Source organism: Acinetobacter sp. 778_lipA (assembly GCF_058242985.1).
Map to the genome: position 1 here is coordinate 2,780,133 of NZ_JBZAYT010000001.1, position 18,625 is coordinate 2,798,757.

Annotated in this window: 22 protein-coding genes and 1 tRNA gene; all 23 read right to left on the reverse strand. The window is 39.1% G+C overall.

What is annotated here, in order from left to right; genetic code table 11:
- Positions 1–75: 75 nt before the first annotated feature.
- Entirely contained in the window at positions 76–2,583 is a 2,508-nt protein-coding gene (locus AC4CUY_RS13265; RefSeq protein ID WP_490774229.1) for a hypothetical protein, read from the reverse strand.
- Between the two features lie 135 nt (positions 2,584–2,718).
- Complete coding sequence (locus AC4CUY_RS13270; RefSeq protein WP_490774230.1) at positions 2,719–2,979, reverse strand: hypothetical protein; 261 nt, start codon at positions 2,977–2,979, stop codon at positions 2,719–2,721.
- Between the two features lie 40 nt (positions 2,980–3,019).
- Positions 3,020–4,327 (reverse strand): hypothetical protein, encoded by a 1,308-nt coding sequence (locus AC4CUY_RS13275; RefSeq protein ID WP_490774231.1) that lies wholly within the window; start codon positions 4,325–4,327, stop codon positions 3,020–3,022.
- Between the two features lie 8 nt (positions 4,328–4,335).
- Positions 4,336–4,977, reverse strand: coding sequence for a hypothetical protein (locus tag AC4CUY_RS13280; protein WP_490774232.1), 642 nt, complete (start codon positions 4,975–4,977; stop codon positions 4,336–4,338).
- A gap of 1 nt (position 4,978) precedes the next feature.
- Positions 4,979–5,434 (reverse strand): GNAT family N-acetyltransferase, encoded by a 456-nt coding sequence (locus tag AC4CUY_RS13285; RefSeq protein WP_490774233.1) that lies wholly within the window; start codon positions 5,432–5,434, stop codon positions 4,979–4,981.
- Positions 5,431–6,006, reverse strand: coding sequence for an aspartyl/asparaginyl beta-hydroxylase domain-containing protein (locus AC4CUY_RS13290; protein WP_490774234.1), 576 nt, complete (start codon positions 6,004–6,006; stop codon positions 5,431–5,433). Before AC4CUY_RS13290 ends, AC4CUY_RS13285 begins: the two co-directional genes overlap by 4 nt.
- The gene (locus AC4CUY_RS13295) at positions 6,006–6,341 is read right to left on the reverse strand and encodes a hypothetical protein (protein ID WP_490774235.1); all 336 of its coding nucleotides are present in this window, start codon (positions 6,339–6,341) and stop codon (positions 6,006–6,008) included. The genes AC4CUY_RS13290 and AC4CUY_RS13295 overlap by 1 nt, the downstream gene beginning before the upstream one ends.
- A complete protein-coding gene (locus AC4CUY_RS13300; protein WP_490774236.1) occupies positions 6,342–6,710 on the reverse strand; it encodes a hypothetical protein in 369 nt (122 codons plus the stop codon).
- Entirely contained in the window at positions 6,711–8,108 is a 1,398-nt protein-coding gene (locus AC4CUY_RS13305) for a packaged DNA stabilization protein (protein WP_490774237.1), read from the reverse strand.
- 2 nt (positions 8,109–8,110) lie between these two features.
- Positions 8,111–8,563: a hypothetical protein gene (locus AC4CUY_RS13310; RefSeq protein ID WP_490774238.1), complete on the reverse strand. Its 453-nt coding sequence runs from the start codon at positions 8,561–8,563 to the stop codon at positions 8,111–8,113.
- Complete coding sequence (locus AC4CUY_RS13315; protein ID WP_490774239.1) at positions 8,556–9,038, reverse strand: packaged DNA stabilization gp4 family protein; 483 nt, start codon at positions 9,036–9,038, stop codon at positions 8,556–8,558. The genes AC4CUY_RS13310 and AC4CUY_RS13315 overlap by 8 nt, the downstream gene beginning before the upstream one ends.
- A gap of 183 nt (positions 9,039–9,221) precedes the next feature.
- Positions 9,222–9,671, reverse strand: a complete 450-nt coding sequence (locus AC4CUY_RS13320; protein WP_490774240.1) for a hypothetical protein — start codon at positions 9,669–9,671, stop codon at positions 9,222–9,224.
- The gene (locus tag AC4CUY_RS13325) at positions 9,671–9,925 is read right to left on the reverse strand and encodes a hypothetical protein (protein ID WP_490774241.1); all 255 of its coding nucleotides are present in this window, start codon (positions 9,923–9,925) and stop codon (positions 9,671–9,673) included. The genes AC4CUY_RS13320 and AC4CUY_RS13325 overlap by 1 nt, the downstream gene beginning before the upstream one ends.
- A 63-nt stretch (positions 9,926–9,988) precedes the next feature.
- Positions 9,989–11,263, reverse strand: a complete 1,275-nt coding sequence (locus AC4CUY_RS13330; protein WP_490774242.1) for a P22 phage major capsid protein family protein — start codon at positions 11,261–11,263, stop codon at positions 9,989–9,991.
- Between the two features lie 12 nt (positions 11,264–11,275).
- Complete coding sequence (locus AC4CUY_RS13335) at positions 11,276–12,151, reverse strand: hypothetical protein (RefSeq protein WP_490774243.1); 876 nt, start codon at positions 12,149–12,151, stop codon at positions 11,276–11,278.
- A complete protein-coding gene (locus AC4CUY_RS13340) occupies positions 12,144–14,207 on the reverse strand; it encodes a portal protein (protein WP_490774244.1) in 2,064 nt (687 codons plus the stop codon). Before AC4CUY_RS13340 ends, AC4CUY_RS13335 begins: the two co-directional genes overlap by 8 nt.
- A gap of 16 nt (positions 14,208–14,223) precedes the next feature.
- Positions 14,224–15,762, reverse strand: coding sequence for a terminase (locus AC4CUY_RS13345; RefSeq protein ID WP_490774245.1), 1,539 nt, complete (start codon positions 15,760–15,762; stop codon positions 14,224–14,226).
- 4 nt (positions 15,763–15,766) lie between these two features.
- Entirely contained in the window at positions 15,767–16,522 is a 756-nt protein-coding gene (locus AC4CUY_RS13350) for a terminase small subunit (protein ID WP_419335332.1), read from the reverse strand.
- A 298-nt stretch (positions 16,523–16,820) separates the two neighbouring features.
- Positions 16,821–17,045, reverse strand: coding sequence for a hypothetical protein (locus AC4CUY_RS13355; RefSeq protein WP_004725001.1), 225 nt, complete (start codon positions 17,043–17,045; stop codon positions 16,821–16,823).
- Positions 17,046–17,100: 55 nt separating this feature from the next.
- The gene (locus AC4CUY_RS13360) at positions 17,101–17,271 is read right to left on the reverse strand and encodes a hypothetical protein (protein WP_490774246.1); all 171 of its coding nucleotides are present in this window, start codon (positions 17,269–17,271) and stop codon (positions 17,101–17,103) included.
- Positions 17,272–17,568, reverse strand: a complete 297-nt coding sequence (locus AC4CUY_RS13365) for a hypothetical protein (RefSeq protein ID WP_490774247.1) — start codon at positions 17,566–17,568, stop codon at positions 17,272–17,274.
- Between the two features lie 418 nt (positions 17,569–17,986).
- Positions 17,987–18,259: a hypothetical protein gene (locus tag AC4CUY_RS13370; protein WP_490774248.1), complete on the reverse strand. Its 273-nt coding sequence runs from the start codon at positions 18,257–18,259 to the stop codon at positions 17,987–17,989.
- 104 nt (positions 18,260–18,363) lie between these two features.
- Positions 18,364–18,440 (reverse strand) — tRNA-Arg (locus AC4CUY_RS13375).
- Positions 18,441–18,625: the final 185 nt, after the last annotated feature.

Below are 18,625 nucleotides of genomic sequence, written 5' to 3' on the forward strand. Positions count from 1 at the left end.
GCATAACTCCTTGGAGTTTATAGGATTTAGAAATTAAAAACCCAGCACTTGGCTGGGTTTGTATTTGAGTTTAATTTAAGGTCGTGATTGATTTGGGTTTAGTGCTTTTTGCACTCTTGCACGCACTTTGTTGTCCTTGATGTGTTTTGTTGCTAGACGAAGCGCTGACGCCACTGGTGCTGGGAATCCTGACATTCCTGACAAGGCGATATCCATAGCAGCTGTTAGTGTTGCTGCAGTATTGCTATGGTTAATTGCCGAAGATGTAGGAACAGTAAATAGAGTCTTGGATATTTCATTTACTGCCCGTAGTTTTTCAGCACCTTGTTTGCCAAAAATAAAGTCCAACTTACCACTTTTATCCAGCTTATTAATTGCTGTATTTAAAGCTGCTGGACTTATCATTTGATTTCCACGTGCATCAGGCGCCACACCTTTTGTTGCTTCCAATTTGATTTCTTGAAGTGTTTGACCTTGAATATCTCGCCAAGCCTGCTTACCCTCTTCACCTGATGTTAAAAGGGTGCGTTTAGCAAACCTCATGTCATCAAGTGAGCCATCATGAATAATTCGCTTCTGTACGTCTTCAAGCGCAACTCTTCTGTCACTACTACCAGTTTTATTGGTTGTAAGATCCTTAATGATTGCTCGATTTTCCCAGTGATCAGCCATCCGTTTTCTCTCAACACGAGCAGCTCGATAAAGTGGTCCAGCAACAGGATCAACATGTTGGTCAATCAAACTTTTCAGTATTGCGGTTTGACGTACATTGGTAGGCTCAAGGTTTGTGTTTTGATTAATCTCCGATCTCCATTTCTCCATTTGTTGAACTGTAGGGCTAGCAGGAATTAAATCCCCATTACTATCTTTATTCGCAATGCCTAACTTAGTGGCTATGGATTTTGCATCAGAAATAATAGGGGTTGATTTAAGGTCTGGTTGAGAGTTTAGATAATCAAGTACAGTTAAGGTGTCATTTCCATTTCTAACTGGCTGTGTCAGATCTACAGGTAATTGAGCTTCATTTGATTTGTCAGCTTTAGCATATGCAACACGGACACGATTCTTATCAGCTTTCATTTGTTTTTGAAGTGCACTATCAACAGACAAACCAACTTCACGCATATTAGTTGCTTGCGCACCTGTATCATCAATAAAAGCTTCTAGATTTTGTTGCATAACCTCATGCTGTTCTTCATAACGCTGGCGAATTGGTGTGCCAAGATTGGGATTCTTAGCAGTTTCAGTTTCAAATTTTAATTGACCAGGATCACGAGTTAATTGGCCTTGAGTCAATTGGGGAGGGTAAGGTAAATCTTGTGCTAAAGCATCACGAATAGTCGCTTGATCAACTTGGGCCGCACCAATGTTTGCTGGTGCTGGATTTGTGCCAGTATCGCGATTCAAGCCTACTGCATCCTTAAGACCATCAACTCCCGATCTAATTGCATTAGTGGTGGCTTGAATGGGTCTTTGGATGGCTTGATTTGTAGCTTGACCAGCACGAATGGCTTGTCCTTGAATTACTGGTGCTGCACTTCTTGCTGCTTGAGCAGCTAAACCTATTTCAGCAGTTGCAGGAATGAATGCGGCTAAAGGTTCAGTAACTTCACCAATTTTTTGTACATATTCTTGACCTGTTTGGGTTCTAGGCGCGTAGGTAAAATTTGCCGCCCCTTCAGATGCGCTTTGCTCAATCTGTCGTGCGCCTTCAGGTGTTCCAAATGTTCCAGAATCAACTGCACGACCAAAACCTCCTAAAGCTCCATCAACAAACCCAACTGCACCTGTTGTCATACCAGTCACCGTGGACAATGCAGCCTCACCTGCTCCTTTCAAACGATCTGTAAAGGTTAGTTCGGGTTTAACTTCAGTTGGCGGTTGTTCATGAGTAATGTTGCCATTCGCATCAAAATCTGGAAGACCTTGGGGTTGGGTGGCATTTGCTTGTTGTTTCTTTTCATCGAAAGCTTTAAGTAGGCGATTCATTTTACTTTCATTGCTTTCTGTGTTTGTTGGCGCTGATTTAGCAGCTTGCCGCTTATCATATTCAGCTAATAATTTCTTAGACTTTTCGCGATAATCTTGTCTTGCTGTGTTTACTACTTCACCACCTAATTGAGCATAATAATTATCCCTATTGGTGTGTCCAGATTTATACTCTGGATCATTAAAGCGCCATTTAATATAGTTGGTGCCTAGAACCTGAGCTGCTGTTTTATAATCTACATCAGGATTATCTAGAAATACATTTTTTGTTTGTTTGTATTCGGGATTGGTTCGCATTTCATTAAGCGAATATCTTGCCATTAAATCAAGAGATTCTTGACCTTGTTTAATTTTCCCATTTTCAATTAATCCATTTTTTGTCAATGATCTAACTAATGGAATCTCCCTCCCATTTTGCCAAGATAGCATGCCAATATTTGTTTTCTTATTTTTATCATCAACGTGTGAACCAAAGAGATTTTCAGGCAAAAATGATCCTTCTCGCCCAACTTCTGCGGTAATTATTCTAGCTTGATTATCATTTAACCCAGCATTTTTAAAAGCTTGAAAAACTTGTTTTTGCCAGTTAGCCATAATTTTTCCTCAGAAAATAAAAAACCACCCGAAGGTGGTTTGTGTAAAACGTTTAATTTTAAAAACTTTAAAGATTCTATATACCAATTAAAAAATCCAGATCATGTGAATTATTTTCAGTTTTTACTCGAAAAATTAATCCAAATCATCAATAATACTTTTTTGATAAGGCTTCTCTAACTGAAATAGTCTTTCATTTAAATCTATGATTCTTTCCTTAAGAACTAAAATTTCATCATCTTTATTATCATTAAGCAATTCCAATTCCTGCGATCTATACTCAAGATTTTCAATCCTAATCAGAAAATTCATGAAATTTTCATTCATTTTCTTATCATGCTGGTGTGCAGTCCACCAAAAAATAAAACCAGCAACAATCCAGCCAAGAATTTCCATAATTCTCTCCTTACGAATAAAGAGAGAATATCATATATTTTTACAATCCTAGATCATTAGCAATCTTTTGCATTTCAGCTGGTGTTACACCTCTTTGATCGGCAGCCTCTTTAATAAACTTTGAGTAACCATATCCCTTTGTAGAATACATTTGAGCATTCTTGTTTGCAGCCTGAGCTACACTGTTTGCAGATTTTGCAATAGCTGAGAGTTGCATAGCTACCTGCTTTGTATTTTGACTCAAATCCAAATTACCAAGTGCATCAGTCACCTTTTTACCCTCCATCTCTGTCATAGCGCCTAACCCCTTAAGGCTTTGTGCACCAATAAGGAAGGCTTGGCTCTTAAGGGTCTCAACACGACGAGCAAAATCATATTCAGCAGTACCTGGTATATTTCGCATCGCAGCATTCCAAACACCCGCACCACTCGCATCTGATAATTTTTTATAATCATTGATTAATTCTGCTGCCAACTTAGCTGTACCTGATGCATTTACCGCAGTAGAAGCGTAACTTTGCGCCTTCTCTAGTCTTTCAACTCTTTGAGTGGTCGTTTCGTTTTTCACCGCTCTAAGTTTATCTGCTGCAATTTTATAATCTTTGTCTAAGCCAGCATAAAATTGAGTTTGATCTTGATCCAGCTTGTCATAGTTAAACTGGTTATCGTATTCAATTTTATTCCCTTGGTTTATGACTCCTTGGGCTCGATCAGCTGCAGCAAGTGGAATATCACCAGCTTCCGCATTGATTTTTGCTGTTTCTGCTTCAGTTTTAGCCATCTCAAGAGGTTGCATTTCACTGGCACGACTTTCGTCACCAAGTTTTCCATAAATATCAGCAAATTTATCTGGATTGGTAGAAGCCATTAACATTCCAATTGAAGTTCGTGCCGCATTTGGATTGTTTTCAACCATTTTTGCATAACCACGCAAAACACCTGCATCCTTCGTCTGCCCAGAATTTTCATAAGCCGTTGCAGCATCATTTAATACCTGTTTTGCTACTTCAGGTTGATTGTTCATGAGTGCTGCATACGATTGAGATGCAAGGCTAAGAGTTGTTTTCTTTTTCCCGTCGTCCATTGTTTCATATGAACGCTTAAGGTTTTCTGAAAGTTGAGGGTAAAGAGTCATCACTTTTGAATAGTTTTCAGGGCTTGGGTTACTCGCAAGATACTGCAAGTCACTGTTCATCTTAGACTGTTGAGCTTTCTGAATAGCAACTTGCTCACGTTGCTGCTGTGCCTTATCAACACTAGCAGCCATATTAAAACCATTAGCCATACTTTGACTTACCGTGTCAACAGGATTTGGAATATCCAGCATGTAGTTATAAGGTTGCGCCATGATTCACCTCAGAAACCTTTATTGTATAAGTAAGCACCACCAACATTACCTATGGCACTGTTGACACTATTCCACATATTTGCATTTGCTTGACCTTGAGCTAATGCACTTCCTGCTTGGGCTTGTCCAACAGATTGCATTAAATTGGAAATATTATTTGCTGATTGCATTCCAGCATTACCTACGCCTGCGGCTGCATTCTGCCCAAGTGAGGTTAATCCACCTAGATTTTGATATTGTTGATTTACTAATTGATTGAGTAATTGTGGTCTAAATTGGCCTAATGCAGATTGAGTGTTTCCACCACGCAAACCACCCGTAGCTGATGCATTCTGCAAAATCGCATTCTCACCTTGTTGCATATAGGTTTGCATAGCTGAGCTATTATTAATCGCATCAATAGCTGCTTGTTGTTTATCAGCACCATTCAAGCCAAGTAAATCTTGTTGACCACCTAAACCTTGTGCACCAGCATTTACATAGGGCTTCATTAGCGCCTGGATTGCATCAAACTGACGTCTTTGCTCATCAATTCCAGCTTGACTTGATTCTGATTGAGCTGATGCTGCACTTTTTGCTGCCTTCTTTTGTGCTTGACTTGACATAACGCCACCAACAACAGCACTACCAACGACTGCGGCTGCTACCATATTAATCTCCCAACCAAGTTGAATAATATGTCTCTACAGGAGCATATCCTAGTTTTTCGAACAACCAAGAGGCATCTTTGTGCATCTTGGAGCCCACAAACATGCGCTGAACGCCACGTTTCTTTAATTGCTGCTCCACATACTTGAACAGCTGAAAGCCTGCGCCACCACCACGATGTTCAGGCAAGACATAAAAGATATCCATTTGACATGTTAGGCAAGTTGAGTAGTGTAATGCTGGTGCAACAAATCCAATAAAATATCCAACAATCTCGCCCGCATTCCTTAAAGCAACAAAAAGTAATTCACCGCGGTTTTCAGCATCAATATACCGATCGAATTGTGGAGATAATGGAACTTTATCCTGATTTAAAGCTAATTCCTTGTAATGAATTGGCAGTAACGGCTTAAGATAATCTAAATTGGATTGAAAGCTTTCGACATGTGTTGTAATCATTTTTTCACCTTGATGTCCACTACCATTGAGATACGATCAAAAGCAGAATTATTCACAACCTCATGCTCAAGCTTATTGTTAAACCAAAAAACATCACCTGTTTTCATTTCAAGCTGCTCATCACCAGCTCGCAAATAACAGCCAACAGATGACTGCAAAACCACATGAAATCTTGTGTAGTAATCTGTGTGTTCAGGTGAATCTGCATGGGGGTAGATTTTCCCACCTGGTTTGATCTTATTGATCATTACTCGACCCAAACGTTCGCCTTGCACAAGCGACATCAAACCGAAAACAATAGCACGAGCTTCTGTGAGAACCGCAAAAGATGGATAATCAATACTTTCATGTTGATCAAATTGACTTTCACCACGCTTATATTTTTCAAGTTCTTCTTCTTGTTCAAAAACACGCTTTTCAGGAAAACGAAGCATGATGCTTTCGATTTCACCAAATGGACCTTGCTGATAATCTCTTAGAAAAGTATCTTCTTTCCAAAATTCAGGATGTCGCTTTATATTTAACATCAAGCCGTTTACATCAGCAGTTGTAATAATATGGAAATTGTTCACTACACCACCTCACGACCAGAAATTCGCAAAACCAGTGCACTTGCGGTATCCGATATGGTGCTAATAGAGCTACCTGATTCAAGGACATGCCCAACAACTTCAGGGCATAAATATACATTTCCAGCTGCAACAGATTGATCTTTAATGATTAGATTTGAAGTCCCAGCTGAACCGGTTAACACCAAATTAATGCTAAATTTTGCTGCACTTGCAGTTACATTGGTAATAGTGCATTTATCAATCAATGCTTTGCCATTCTGAGCTGTATATTGGGTTGTTTGAGAGTTTTCGATAAATTTAGATGTGACTAAATTTTTTGCGGTTACAGTTGCCATTTATGTGATCTCAAAATTTGGATTTGAACATTCAATTTGCTGATAGATTGGATACAAATAATCTGATGTAATTTGCTCTTGAGTAGGATTAATTCCTAAAGAGTTATCAATGATTTGTGCAAATGCTGGCTGTAAAGCCATGAAATTAATCAAATACTCGAAACTAGTTAAAAATGAACCTGCGAAATTAGCTTGAGTTGAAGCATTGTCTGCAGAAATCTGCGCACTAGACACATCATCACTACCCCTATTTAATTCACTTGGAATTAATTCAAATAGCTTTTCAAATGCTTTGACAAGACGCTGATCTCCACCACACATTCTTTCTAAATCTTTTCTTGGTGGTGTTTTTGGATCCACTAAAGCCATTTAAACCCCCAGTGGTTCAACTTGAACCTCTAATCGAGCAACCGAAATCCTGCTTTCTGAAGTCCCTTTGAATCTCTGTATTCGCCAATTACGCATGTGGCCCTGCTGAAACCAAACAAGTCGCTTGTCTCTCTGCCCAATTGTTCCAGCTCCAATATACCGCTCCAATGACCAAGTCTCTCCATCAAGTGAATATTGAGTGCAAATTGTTGGATTATGACTAAATAACGTTCTTCCTGTTAAAGCCACTAATTCAACTTGATGAAATATTGCGCCAAAAGAATCATTGTAAATAATTGAAGTATCAAATGACCATTCAACAACATTAGTCCAATGCTCACCCTCTTTACTGGTTAAGATGCCAAGTTTATTTTCCTTGGGATGCCCAACAATCCATTTGTCATAACACCACACATGGTTTTGCGCTAAATACTGCACCTCACCAAATCCAGAGCATAAAAAAAACCAGACTTGCTGGTTTGTTGCTGTGGATGCTGCCGCATCATAAACAATAGTCTTATCAGGTAAATGAAAATATAGCCACTGGTGAGAATCAACCATTCTAGACTCTAAAAGACAGTGGGATAACTCATCCTCAGTATAGGCCCTAAGAATTTGGTCAATTTCTCTCGTGGCAATCCTTTGAGTTGTGCCGTTAGCAGATAAATAAATAGAAATTGGCTCGTTTTTATCACTCCCTACAAACGCTATTGTTTCTAGAAATTTGCAACATGTGCTTGGGCTCAATGTGCCTCGTGTTGCCATAGCCCCATCAATTCGACTAAATGGGAAATTTTCACCGCCAACATTGTCAAAAACTTCAATTGTATAGCGGTTGAGGGCGTAGATTTCATTACGAAGTTTGAATAGTGCATTTATTGGATCTGGATCAACTTCAGATGAACCATATTTAAGCGGATTAACTTCAAAAGGATTGTTTAGTTCAGTGATAACTAGAAACTCACCATCAGTTGTCATGAAATAACCATCAACCCATACAACATCCTTAACCACACCTAAATCACCATCTATGATTTGTTTTAGAATGCCATCTTTGTAAAGATAGAGATTATCCCCACTATTGACAGCCAAATAATCAAAAGAGTAATCAAAGTTGCAATAACCTGTGCCACCAACATAGCCAAGCTGGACCACTGAGCCATCACTATTTACTTTTACAAGTTGATCGCCACAAACACGATAACAAATACCATTCCAGTTAATCCCTCCCCGGTCTACACCCAACAAATCACAAAACTGCAAGATTCCTTCTGCCGGGCGAAGATATCCGTTTGCTAATCCGTTTTCTTTCGGCACAGGGGTTAAGTTTCTAGGGTAGGATGAGCGAAAATCCGAGTTTTCATCAGTATAAATTCCGCTAAGGATTGGTATTTGCATGTTTACCCCACTCGATACCATGTATGCGATAAATCATCGTACTTCATCTTAAAAAAACCTGTGGCATTGATTGCATTAGGCTCACCAATTACTGCTTTATCGCCGCCATCAATAGTTAGATTATTGATTTGCTCAGAGCAACTAACAATTACCTCATAACCATCTGTCGCGGTATCAACTGATGGCAGATTAATCCAACCTGAATCTATAGCTATAGAAGGATTAATAACCAAATAAGTACCCACTTCGTTTTTATCAACATCAACCGTGAAGTTATCATTTGGGTTAAATCTTTGAAGCTCAGGTGTTTTAAAGTCTGGTTTCGGAATTAAATCAAGTATTTCTTTAACCAAAATATCAAATGGCAATGCTCTAAAATCAGTGCAATTGCCACGATACATAACAAGTTGGTCACCCATCATCAAAGAATCAGTAGTATTTAATCGTTTAGTCATTAAAGAGCTCCACATCTTGATTTGGTGATAAAATGTTATTGTCTTGCTTGTTGATAATAAATTTATCACATCGGTGTTTATGCCCTGCGCCACTTGGAAGCGCACAGCTATATTTCATCTGAGGTGGGTTTTTGACTGCCATTGTTAGCAGGTCGTTGTATGCACCTTTTGCAGTAATGCGAATATCAGGTGAGATTTGTTTACCATGACTTGGTGCAATTCGAATTGCTAAATTAAATGCAAGTGCATCGATGGCGTAATCAGGTACATTCGTGTCTTGATCTAAATCACTTGAGTCGGCCTCGCTTGGTAATGGGTAGCCAATTTGAATAGTCTTAGATGACCATCCTGCAACCATTGAATCAAGTTTCCGTCTGGCACTTTCGACCTGCTCAGGCTGTAAGTCAAAGACATAAGCAGCCAAACCTATTTCTTCATAAGCACGTTCAATAATCTGACGCTTAGTCCATGACATAAGCACCTCAACTTTTTGGTAAATTTTCAGTTAATTCACGCTCATCAAAAGCATTGTGAACATAAACACCATCTTCATAGCTGCAATTACATATGCAATCATGAGTGTAGGTGTGTTTCTTAAGGTCGTTGATGGGAATGACATGGATTAGATTGAGGAAATTTCTCACTTCCCAACACATGATTACTCAACTTCTTCCGGGTAAACCGCAGCAATGACCAAACCAACCAGTACATCTTTGCCATCACGTGAACCATATTTAACTTCTTTGGAATCAAGAATTTCTTTAAGTTCTGTTGCATCCATGGCATTGAATTTCAGGATTGAGTTTTCTTTTTGGAGCTCATTCACTTTTAAAATGTATTCAGATTGAGCGGTTTGAAGTTGCTCTTCATACCATTCATTCTTTTTTAATGCTTCAAGAAGTTCTGTTTTGACTTGGTCTGGTTCTTCTTTTGTATTTGAAACAGAGCCTGAAGCAACACCAACCGATTGGCTGAACTCTGGTAATTCAGAATAGTTTTTATAGCCGTTTTCACGAAGCTCTTCTTCTTGCTCAACATTTTGAGCAATCAGGCTTTCAAAGTTTTTCTGATTACCTTTGTGTAGGGCTTTTGGGTATTCGTGTGACATTATGCTACCTCGTAAGTTGCTTCAAAAATATCAGGCTTACATGGATAAAACTCACCCTTTACGCCCTTGATGATGTAGTCGCCTTTTTGGCCAATCATGTTGCCTTCAAGCGTTGGAATAATGATATTTCCAGTACCTTGCTCGTATTCCCAGTCAACCGTGTAGTGCTCACCAAGAAAGTTGTTCGCTGTTGTAGCATCCCCATCCCAAATGATTACATCTATGACCACAGGTTTTTTGCGATATTTAGCCATTTCTACGCTCCTAAAGTGACGACGCCCGCATATAGCGAGCATTTGTCGTCAAAGTGTTATGGTTTAAGTTTGGTTGAACAATTGAATGCCTGCAAACTCTGTATTAAGCAAACCAACACCGTAATCAATATCCCAGCGATACTTCACTGAGAAATCATTGATATTGCCCTGACGAGCATATGTGATGCCAATACCTTGATCGGTTGTGGCACGCATTACTTGCCAACCATCCTGCGGATCAACCGCAAAAGAGCCCGGAATAAGCACTAACGAATCTTTCACAAAGAATGGGTTGATTGCTGCTGTCGCAGTATTCAAGAAAGTTACTACAGCGCCATTTGCTGGCGCGGCAGTCACGTTTTTGTACTGTAACTCTGCACGAGTAGGTGAGCTGTCAGCAGCGATTAATGGCGGGGTAATCGCAATGGTACCTGTTCCGCCTGCGCCAGTTACAATACCTGTTACACGGAACGTTTTTAATTGTCCTGTATCTTGTTTGGTAATGTGATGCACTGAGTTTACTCCAGCAATTGTAAACGCATCACCAACCTTTAATGTGCCACTAGTTACAGTCACATTGATATTTTGCCAACGGTTATCAATATTTGTCGTATTGCCTGCCGCATCTTTGGTTGACCCAACTGGCACATAGCGCTGACCAGCGCCATTAATTGTCACACCAGTTGCAGCTGCAGCTGGTAAACGAATGGTTTGGTCGTTCTTATATGTGTCGAATCCAGCAATATCACCCACATAAGCCTTTTCATAGGCTGCCTGCACTTTACCTTGTACGGTTTGGCGCTTAGCTAAATCACCAGCCATTTTGTTGTAATCACGTGGACTGTAGAATGCAACACGATCTTGCAATGGCACACCAATTTCTGTCAATTGGGCATCAATTTGAGCAACATCATCATAACCAGTGGCATTTGTTGTCACCTTTGAAACAATAGAACCTTGCATTGCAACTGTCATAAATAATGAATAGTTAATATCGCTTGCCAGCTTCTTCTTGGCCGCTTGTCCATATCGCTGCAACTGAACTGGATCACGTAAATCTTTTGAGTTCATAGAACCTGGTGCAGATTTATGAATACCAAGGCCAACAGGTACAGACAATTGGGTAATGTCACCAAAATTTGCAGTCTGATCAATGCCATCATATGTTACTGCACCATAAGGCTGTGGCAACCACAAACGATCAGATTGTCGTTCGCTTTGTTGATCTGAGCCTAAACTTAAATTGTCAGCAGCACGTGAAATAACAAGTAGATCATCAAAATCTTCTAAGACTTTATCAAATGCTACGCGCTCTTCTTTTGAAAAGTTATTAGCCATATTTGGCTCTCCTTATTTCTTCAATGATTTTTTGTATGCAATTACTTTTGAGCGATCACCTGTTCGATCAGCTTCTTTTTCTAGAGCTTCAAGTTTTGAATCAATTACACTGGATAGAGAAGCGGATCCGCTAGGTTTTCGTTCAGGGTTTGTTTGTGGTTTTCGAGTTTGCACTTTGATTTGAGCATCGATGTTTGCAGCAGCAAATGCGAATTGAATAGGATCTTTAATACCTGCCAATTCTTTCGCTTTTTCTGGGTTTTTACCTAAGTGGTAAATGATCAGTTCAGGATTTTTAGCGCCATGAATTAAAATGCCTTGCTGGGTTTCATTTAACACATCTCGTGCTAATTCTTCAGCTTCATCAAAGTCTCTCACTTTGGTTTTTACTGCATTTTTTTTAACTTCATAGTCTGACAATCTTTCTTGCCAAGCTTTAGTTGCATTTTCCTGTTCAGCTTGTTTTTTGCGTTCTTGATCATCATGTGAGCGCTTTTGCTCATACCATTCAGCAAGCTTTGTTTCGTATTCCTCTGAATCCCAACCAACGCTTTCAAGTGTGGGCTTCTCACCCAGCACTACCTCTTGTGGTTTTTGATTCTGAGATAATTGAGATTCAAGCTCTTTGATTCGTCGCTCACCTTCTTTGGTTTTACGACGAAGATCTTTCACCCATTGTGGTGCTGGCTGACCATTGAATTCATCATCATTTGATTCGTTCTTTGGCTCTTCATCACCGTAAGTCACAACAAATTCTTCAACTTCTTGATTTTGTTCCTCAGTATTAGGTTGTGCTGCATCATCTCGATGCTCGCTACCTTCTTCCTGATTACCTAAATCTTGATTTTCAGCATCTAAATTTTGTTGCTCTTGCTCATAATCAGACATTTTGAACTCCCTCACTCATTTCAGGCTGAGCGGATACCGTTGTGGCTTGGTTGATTTGCTGAACCATATCTAATACAGCTTGTTGATCCTCTCGATTCATACGAGCTAATGTCTCCGCGGTTTTCGCTCTCGTTTCTTCCGCTTTAACACTTACCAGAACTGTGTCAGCTTTTGCTTTTTGCGCCTTGGCAGAAGCTTCTTCTGCTGCAGCTTGTAAATACAATGAATTTGGATCAGGTTGTTGGTTTTGCGCTTCGGCTTGAAGTTGCTGTTGCTCTTCTTCAGTTGGCTTGACAACACCTAAGCGTAGTAATTTCTGACGATAATAATCACGTACATCACCAATGCCTTCACCTTCCATGTTCAACATGATCATTGAAGACAATACCTGTTGGTCGTTTTGATCAGTGACCATTGGAAGCATGGCAGTTAATGCACGAACTGTTGCGGAACGACGACTTGATGAAGTTGGACCAACATCGACAGCTACATCAAACTTTGCCTTTGACAAGTCATTTGCATATGTTTGCTCACCATCGATTATTTTTGGTTGAACTAAATCAATGCTGTCAATTTCATCTTGTTCACCAACAGTCTTCATTTTTCGACCATCTTCAACATAGATTTCTGAGGCCATTGAAAGCCAAATCTCACCTGATCTCTTGATAGCCTTAGCCATGTTTGATACATAGATATAGGCTTGCATGCCTAACTGTGTCTGAACCATATCAATAGCTTCTGCGCTAATGTTAGAAGCTATTTTTTCACCCTGTTCTTGATTTCCAAGAAGCTCTTTAATATCAATATCTGATATTTGCATTAGTGCCGCCATTGCTGGAGGGATTTGCGGTGGCTTGGTATATGAAATAGGCCCTTGAGCGATAATATTGCCATTGGCATCTGTAAGAGGGCTAGCGAGTAAGTAGGGGTTGTTCACTAAATTATCGTTAGCCCACATTTGTTCTAACCCAGCAACCTGCTCAGGTGCCATGATTGGCTTTTCAACAGCTGATAAGGCGCTAATTTCACCCAACTTACTAAGCTGCATGTTCTTCAAGCGTTGTGCATCTTTACTTAGACGAACATGTCCCATGCAACGCTCAATGTTGTCAATAAACCAACGTTTGCCGTAAACAGGAACAATTGGGATGTGTTTGCCTGCGATAATTCCGCAGTCTTCAAGCACTTTGCTACCAGATAAGATGTATTTATGAACTTTGCGCTTTGAGACTGTTTTAATTCTGAATTCTTGAGCGCCTGTAGCATCAAGTCTAACTTTTAGGTCTGGATTTTCTTCCAGTTCCTTTTCACTGTGACGTTCCTGTGTGCCATCAATCAGCTCAAAAATATGAATCTTTTCTTTCACAGTTTCGATTTTGTAGTATTCAGCAACATAAACCACGTCACCTGAACACCAATCAAACTCTGTATTGTTGATTGACTTATCCCATGTTGAAGGGTCTTCATCATATTCGTCTTTGAACGCATCAACTGTCATTGAAGATAGAACAAAGCAAAATTTTGCATCTGCCTTGTCTTGTCTTTTTGCATCTAAATCAAAGAAAACACATGAATCAGCATCGAAAATAGGCTCAATCACGATACGCTGATAGTCGTTTTTGTCATCTTCTTCATCTTCGAGACAAGCACGTAAACGCCATGCACCCATACCACCGCCAACAGCCTCTTCAAAGCCATTGTCGTAAGCTTCCTCAGCGCAAGAATCCTGCTCATCTGCACGATAAAGACCGTTGCAAGTCTCAGCTAGATCATCATTCTTTGATCCATCTTTGCTAATGAAATCAACGCTAATTCTATTGTTACGATACTCATTAATGATGCGAATAACAGCTAAGTGAATTTTATTTACTTCGAACTTAGGTTTGTTTTCAAACTGTTCACCAAGCTTGCCTTCCCATTGAGCACCCGCAATTGAATAGAAACGACGATCTTCTAGGCACTGTTGACGTTCTTCACGTACAGCGCTTTGAATCTTATCGAATTGTGTTTTTGCTTGAGTGAGAATGTTGGCAAGTTGTTCATTTGATTTAGCCACAACTTGACCTCTTAATTTACCAGTGATGTGCAGTGGGGATTACTGTTACTTTTGGTTTTTTAATAACACCAATCAAATCTCTTGATTGTGCAAATTGCCTGAAAGCATCAGCTGCTTCTGAGTTGCCATCAGTTTTTACTGGTTCGCTGGAATATGATTGGGCTTGCTTATTAAATTTTCTTGTATAGTTTTCCAAGTGAATCAAGCCTTCTTTACAGTTAACCTCATCAAACCAAACATCATTTACTAGTGATTCTCTAGTTTTGGTAATTCCATGAATTAACTCAGCTACACGTGGCACAATTTGAATATTTTGCAAACCTAAATTTTTTAGCATTTGTTGTGGGGATAAATTAGCACTTTCACCTTGTCTTGCATGAGCACCATCATGTGGTAGGTAGTGCGTACCCCATATCCAGCCACGCTTTTGCATGCGCTCAACAAAATATGCGTAAGGTTCACCCCAACCCTCATCAAATGATATGAATAGATCTTGCATTCTAACTCTTTGATGAAACCAAATTGCTGTGCCGTCTGAGTTACCAATATCCCAGAAAGTATTAACAGGGACACCCTCACGATATGGAACTGAACAAATCCGCCCTTCTTTTCTGATCCGGGTAAATTGTTCTGTGTACCAGCAGCCTTCCTTAGACTTTTTAAAGGCTTCTTTAGGAGTTGATGGGTACTCTTGCCACATCAACTGTGACTCGCCACTAAAATCAGTATCACGAGTTGCACACCACCATGCGCGCTGTTCAATCGAAAGTGTTACACCACACTCTTGCTCAATTGAATCAAAATAGGCGTGATCTTTCTCAGTAATAACAATGCCAAATGGATCGAGAGCATATTCTTTTGCCCCAAACCATGGGTAAAAGTGAAACTTATAGTCTTTCTTCGATAAATCCTTATTAGATTCTTTATTCTTACGTGCGGTTTCAGACATGTCATAAAACGCACCGCTTTCACCCTCTGCAGTTGATTCAATAACTATGATTCCATTTGGAGATACAGCAGGAATTGAACCTGTTAAGACCTCTTTAGCCTTATCGGGAAATTTTGCACAAATCTTTCCAAATTCAGATACATGCAAGTACTGCAAAGTACCAGAACGCATTGATGTTCCAACTTTTATAGAGCTATTGTTGTGAGCAAACAATAATTCACTTGCACTATCTCGACCTAACGGGAATCTTTCTTTAATCTCAGGAGGTAAATTTTCGTATGCAAACTTAACTTTGTCTCGAAATAGACTTTCTGCTGCTAGTCTATCTTGCGCAATCATCCCTGCGCGAGTATCGCCTTCACCAAACAGACAGCAATCCAAGTAATAGATTGCAATCATTGTTGTAAAGCCAAGCTGACGAGCCTTAAGGATTACATTTCTATAGTGAAGGTTTTCAATGAAGTTGATTTGATGTTCATTTGGTATGAATGAAGCTTTAAGACCTTCTGTATCTTCATCACCCTTAATAAGTATCTGATATAAAAAACCACTTGTTAGACGCCACCACGGATCAGACAAGTTTTTTTCAAGCTCATCTGGTGTCATGGTTTTATCCTTTAGGTTTTAATGTATTTCCACTTGCTCTAATCAATAGTTCTTTGAGTGGATCTGAAATATCATGCTCAATTTTTTCTTTAAATAGGCCCATGTGTTGACCTACCAACTTCAAAGCAGCCATTTGATCATGCATTTTGATTTCTACACCTTCTTTTGTTTGCTTTGCGCCTGCATACAATAATTGAGCTGACTCACTTAAAGTTGAAGTATCTTCAAGATGTAAATAGCCCTTGCCCTCGCCATCACATGACGGGCATTCAGGATGAGGCGGCTTGGTTCTGCGAAATCCATACCCACCAACATCGGTTGGATAATTGGCCGAATAAGCTGGATCTTCTTTTTGAATTTCTTTTTCTTCGGCTATCGTTTGCTGTAAAGCATTCTCAAATTCTGCTTCATCACGCCACTGGTATTGATGATCTTCACCCCAACAGAAACGACAATTAACTAATTTGTGTTTAACCAGTTCTCTTGGATCAGCCGTACCAATAGCCCAAAGCCTTTGAAGAACATCTATCTGCTCAATGTGTAATTGCTTTGCTCGCTCTGATTTAAGAAACTCAATTCTTTGTTTTACTTCTGGTCTACTAAATACAACAAAGCCATGCTGTTTTGCTGATTTTTCACTATATTTAGCTCTAATTGCGGCTTTAGTAATGTTTAAATCAAATAGATACTCATTGCAGAACAATTCATGTTGATTGTTTTTTAAGGGCTCACTCCCTTTCGGAAGGTCAATATCTTCCATAAATGAATCTCCCAATTGATTAACTTCAAATCAAAACTTATAATTATTAATGCAGGAGCAAGGACTTCCCGATGGCTTGATGATTCAATGCACAGGGTTCCTGCCGTTAGGTAAGTTTTTGAACTCCTATTGACAGAAGCAGTAACCAGCCTGTAGTCAATCGAAAGAACGAAGGACGCCACCCAAAAAGAATCACGGCAACTGTGAAGTCTTTATTAGAAGCCCAATTGATGGGCTTTTATTTTTTCTGCATTACTTTCATCACCCAATAAAAAACCTCCCGAAGGAGGTTTAGTTATTAACCAACTAACTGCTTACGAAAGGATTTATGGATCATCTCTTTTATGTCATCTTCTAAGTTGGCTTCAAATATAAGAATAATACTTGCAGATTCAAATTCAAAAGACGACTTATCATATTCTTGACCAGATAGATAAAGTTCTAGATTCCCGCTATTACTTATATCTGAGAATCCAAATTTATCTCCACAAATATTTACTAAGATATATTGTTTTGATTTCATTATTATCTCTATAATTAATTTAGAAACAATAAATTATCAAATTATCCAAGTAAGATCAATCACTCAACATACTTCTAATTGCTTTTGTTCTTTCTTTTAACTGACTAATCTTTCGATCAATGACAATCATTTCATCACGAGTCATCAGTCCACGAGATAAGCTTTGATATTTACTGATCTCTGATTCATATCGCTTGAGATTTGTTAGTGCTTCCTGTTTATCCATTTACACATCCTTTAAAGTTCTCTCAGCAACACAAAGCGAAACATAACAATCAAATTTTGCTCGACCATTCGTTATGAATTCATCTTTCATTTGATTCAGTGCATTTATTTCTTCTTGGTACATATTCAATAGGAAATCATTTACATCATTTTCTTGTTTTAGATTATCCAACTCTTGCTTTGCTTCTTTTAGCATTCGATCACAAAAAAGCTTTCGTGATTCTTCAGTATTGTTCTTATAGAAATCATACTTAAAATCTTCAGGTCCAGAGTGATAAATCATTTCAAAGAAGTTCATCCCACTTTCCTCTAGGCATTAAAAAACCACCGTTGAGGTGGTTAAAGGTTTCGAATTCGAAAGGTTTAAAATGGTGTGATTACACCTAATTAAGGGTGACATTTGATGTCATCCCCCTTAAACATACATTTACCCTGCTACACGTTTTGCGCTTATCAGCTATTCGGAATTCCCGAATAGTTCAATTTTAAAGATGAAGTGACCGATTAGAATTGCCTGATCCGCTATACAGCATAAATCACTTCTCTTTAAAATCTAAATAGGCCTAACCTTCCCACACTTCCGACACTCTCTCACTGTAAAGAAATCTGAATATTCCCAAACATGTCGGCAGAGGATTTGTTTGATTCGGAGCATGTTTTTCTCCTGAAATGCAAAACCCACCAAAGTGGGTCGTATGCTTGAGGATCTCTTGTAATTAATTTTTTTCAAGATACCTTGTTAATCCTTTCTCCAGCTCTTCAACTTCATCCCCAATAAGTGGGCCATTGAAATAAATGAGATAACGTATCTCATCACGGTCAATATGATGAATATATCTTGAATCTTCACCAACTCTACCTATGGAAACATTTTTACCAGTTTCATCGATACAATTTGGGTAAGAAGGCTGTACACCTAAGCTTTCTTCAAAAACCAAATTAAAACTACCATTTAGATGTTTAAATGCTTCTACGAGAATAATTTTCACTATTAACTCCATGTTAATCAATAATATTGATTTTAAATGAAATTAATACTTTTAACAGTCTGCACAAACTACAAATAAGCGAGTACAATTCGCGCGATTTAAACTGGCACGCCATGTAGGGCTCGAACCCACAACCATTGGTATAGAAAACCCATGCTCTATCCGGTTGAGCTAATGACGCAAAAAAGGCGCTGTTACGCACCTTTTAATTTTATTATGACCTGCAGTCTTATTTAACCTAAACCATAGCCATCTTTCATGACCTTTCTCCCATTATACGCTTGTGCACGTCACAAGCACCTTTATAAAATTTTAGACAAAAAAATACCCACGTATTGGAATAGATGGGTATGGAAATCAAAAACT

Coding starts and splice junctions, on each gene's coding strand:
- AC4CUY_RS13280 (WP_490774232.1), bottom strand. CDS start 4,977: ATGGTAGCAGCCGCAGTCGTTGGTAGTGCTGTTGTTGGTGGCGTTATG.
- AC4CUY_RS13350 (WP_419335332.1), bottom strand. CDS start 16,522: ATGGAAGATATTGACCTTCCGAAAGGGAGTGAGCCCTTAAAAAACAAT.
- AC4CUY_RS13325 (WP_490774241.1), bottom strand. CDS start 9,925: ATGGCTAAATATCGCAAAAAACCTGTGGTCATAGATGTAATCATTTGG.
- AC4CUY_RS13360 (WP_490774246.1), bottom strand. CDS start 17,271: ATGGATAAACAGGAAGCACTAACAAATCTCAAGCGATATGAATCAGAG.
- AC4CUY_RS13270 (WP_490774230.1), bottom strand. CDS start 2,979: ATGGAAATTCTTGGCTGGATTGTTGCTGGTTTTATTTTTTGGTGGACT.
- AC4CUY_RS13275 (WP_490774231.1), bottom strand. CDS start 4,327: ATGGCGCAACCTTATAACTACATGCTGGATATTCCAAATCCTGTTGAC.
- AC4CUY_RS13330 (WP_490774242.1), bottom strand. CDS start 11,263: ATGGCTAATAACTTTTCAAAAGAAGAGCGCGTAGCATTTGATAAAGTC.
- AC4CUY_RS13365 (WP_490774247.1), bottom strand. CDS start 17,568: ATGAACTTCTTTGAAATGATTTATCACTCTGGACCTGAAGATTTTAAG.
- AC4CUY_RS13300 (WP_490774236.1), bottom strand. CDS start 6,710: ATGGCTTTAGTGGATCCAAAAACACCACCAAGAAAAGATTTAGAAAGA.
- AC4CUY_RS13320 (WP_490774240.1), bottom strand. CDS start 9,671: ATGTCACACGAATACCCAAAAGCCCTACACAAAGGTAATCAGAAAAAC.
- AC4CUY_RS13305 (WP_490774237.1), bottom strand. CDS start 8,108: ATGCAAATACCAATCCTTAGCGGAATTTATACTGATGAAAACTCGGAT.
- AC4CUY_RS13355 (WP_004725001.1), bottom strand. CDS start 17,045: ATGAAATCAAAACAATATATCTTAGTAAATATTTGTGGAGATAAATTT.
- AC4CUY_RS13310 (WP_490774238.1), bottom strand. CDS start 8,563: ATGACTAAACGATTAAATACTACTGATTCTTTGATGATGGGTGACCAA.
- AC4CUY_RS13295 (WP_490774235.1), bottom strand. CDS start 6,341: ATGGCAACTGTAACCGCAAAAAATTTAGTCACATCTAAATTTATCGAA.
- AC4CUY_RS13345 (WP_490774245.1), bottom strand. CDS start 15,762: ATGACACCAGATGAGCTTGAAAAAAACTTGTCTGATCCGTGGTGGCGT.
- AC4CUY_RS13335 (WP_490774243.1), bottom strand. CDS start 12,151: ATGTCTGATTATGAGCAAGAGCAACAAAATTTAGATGCTGAAAATCAA.
- AC4CUY_RS13285 (WP_490774233.1), bottom strand. CDS start 5,434: ATGATTACAACACATGTCGAAAGCTTTCAATCCAATTTAGATTATCTT.
- AC4CUY_RS13315 (WP_490774239.1), bottom strand. CDS start 9,038: ATGTCATGGACTAAGCGTCAGATTATTGAACGTGCTTATGAAGAAATA.
- AC4CUY_RS13265 (WP_490774229.1), bottom strand. CDS start 2,583: ATGGCTAACTGGCAAAAACAAGTTTTTCAAGCTTTTAAAAATGCTGGG.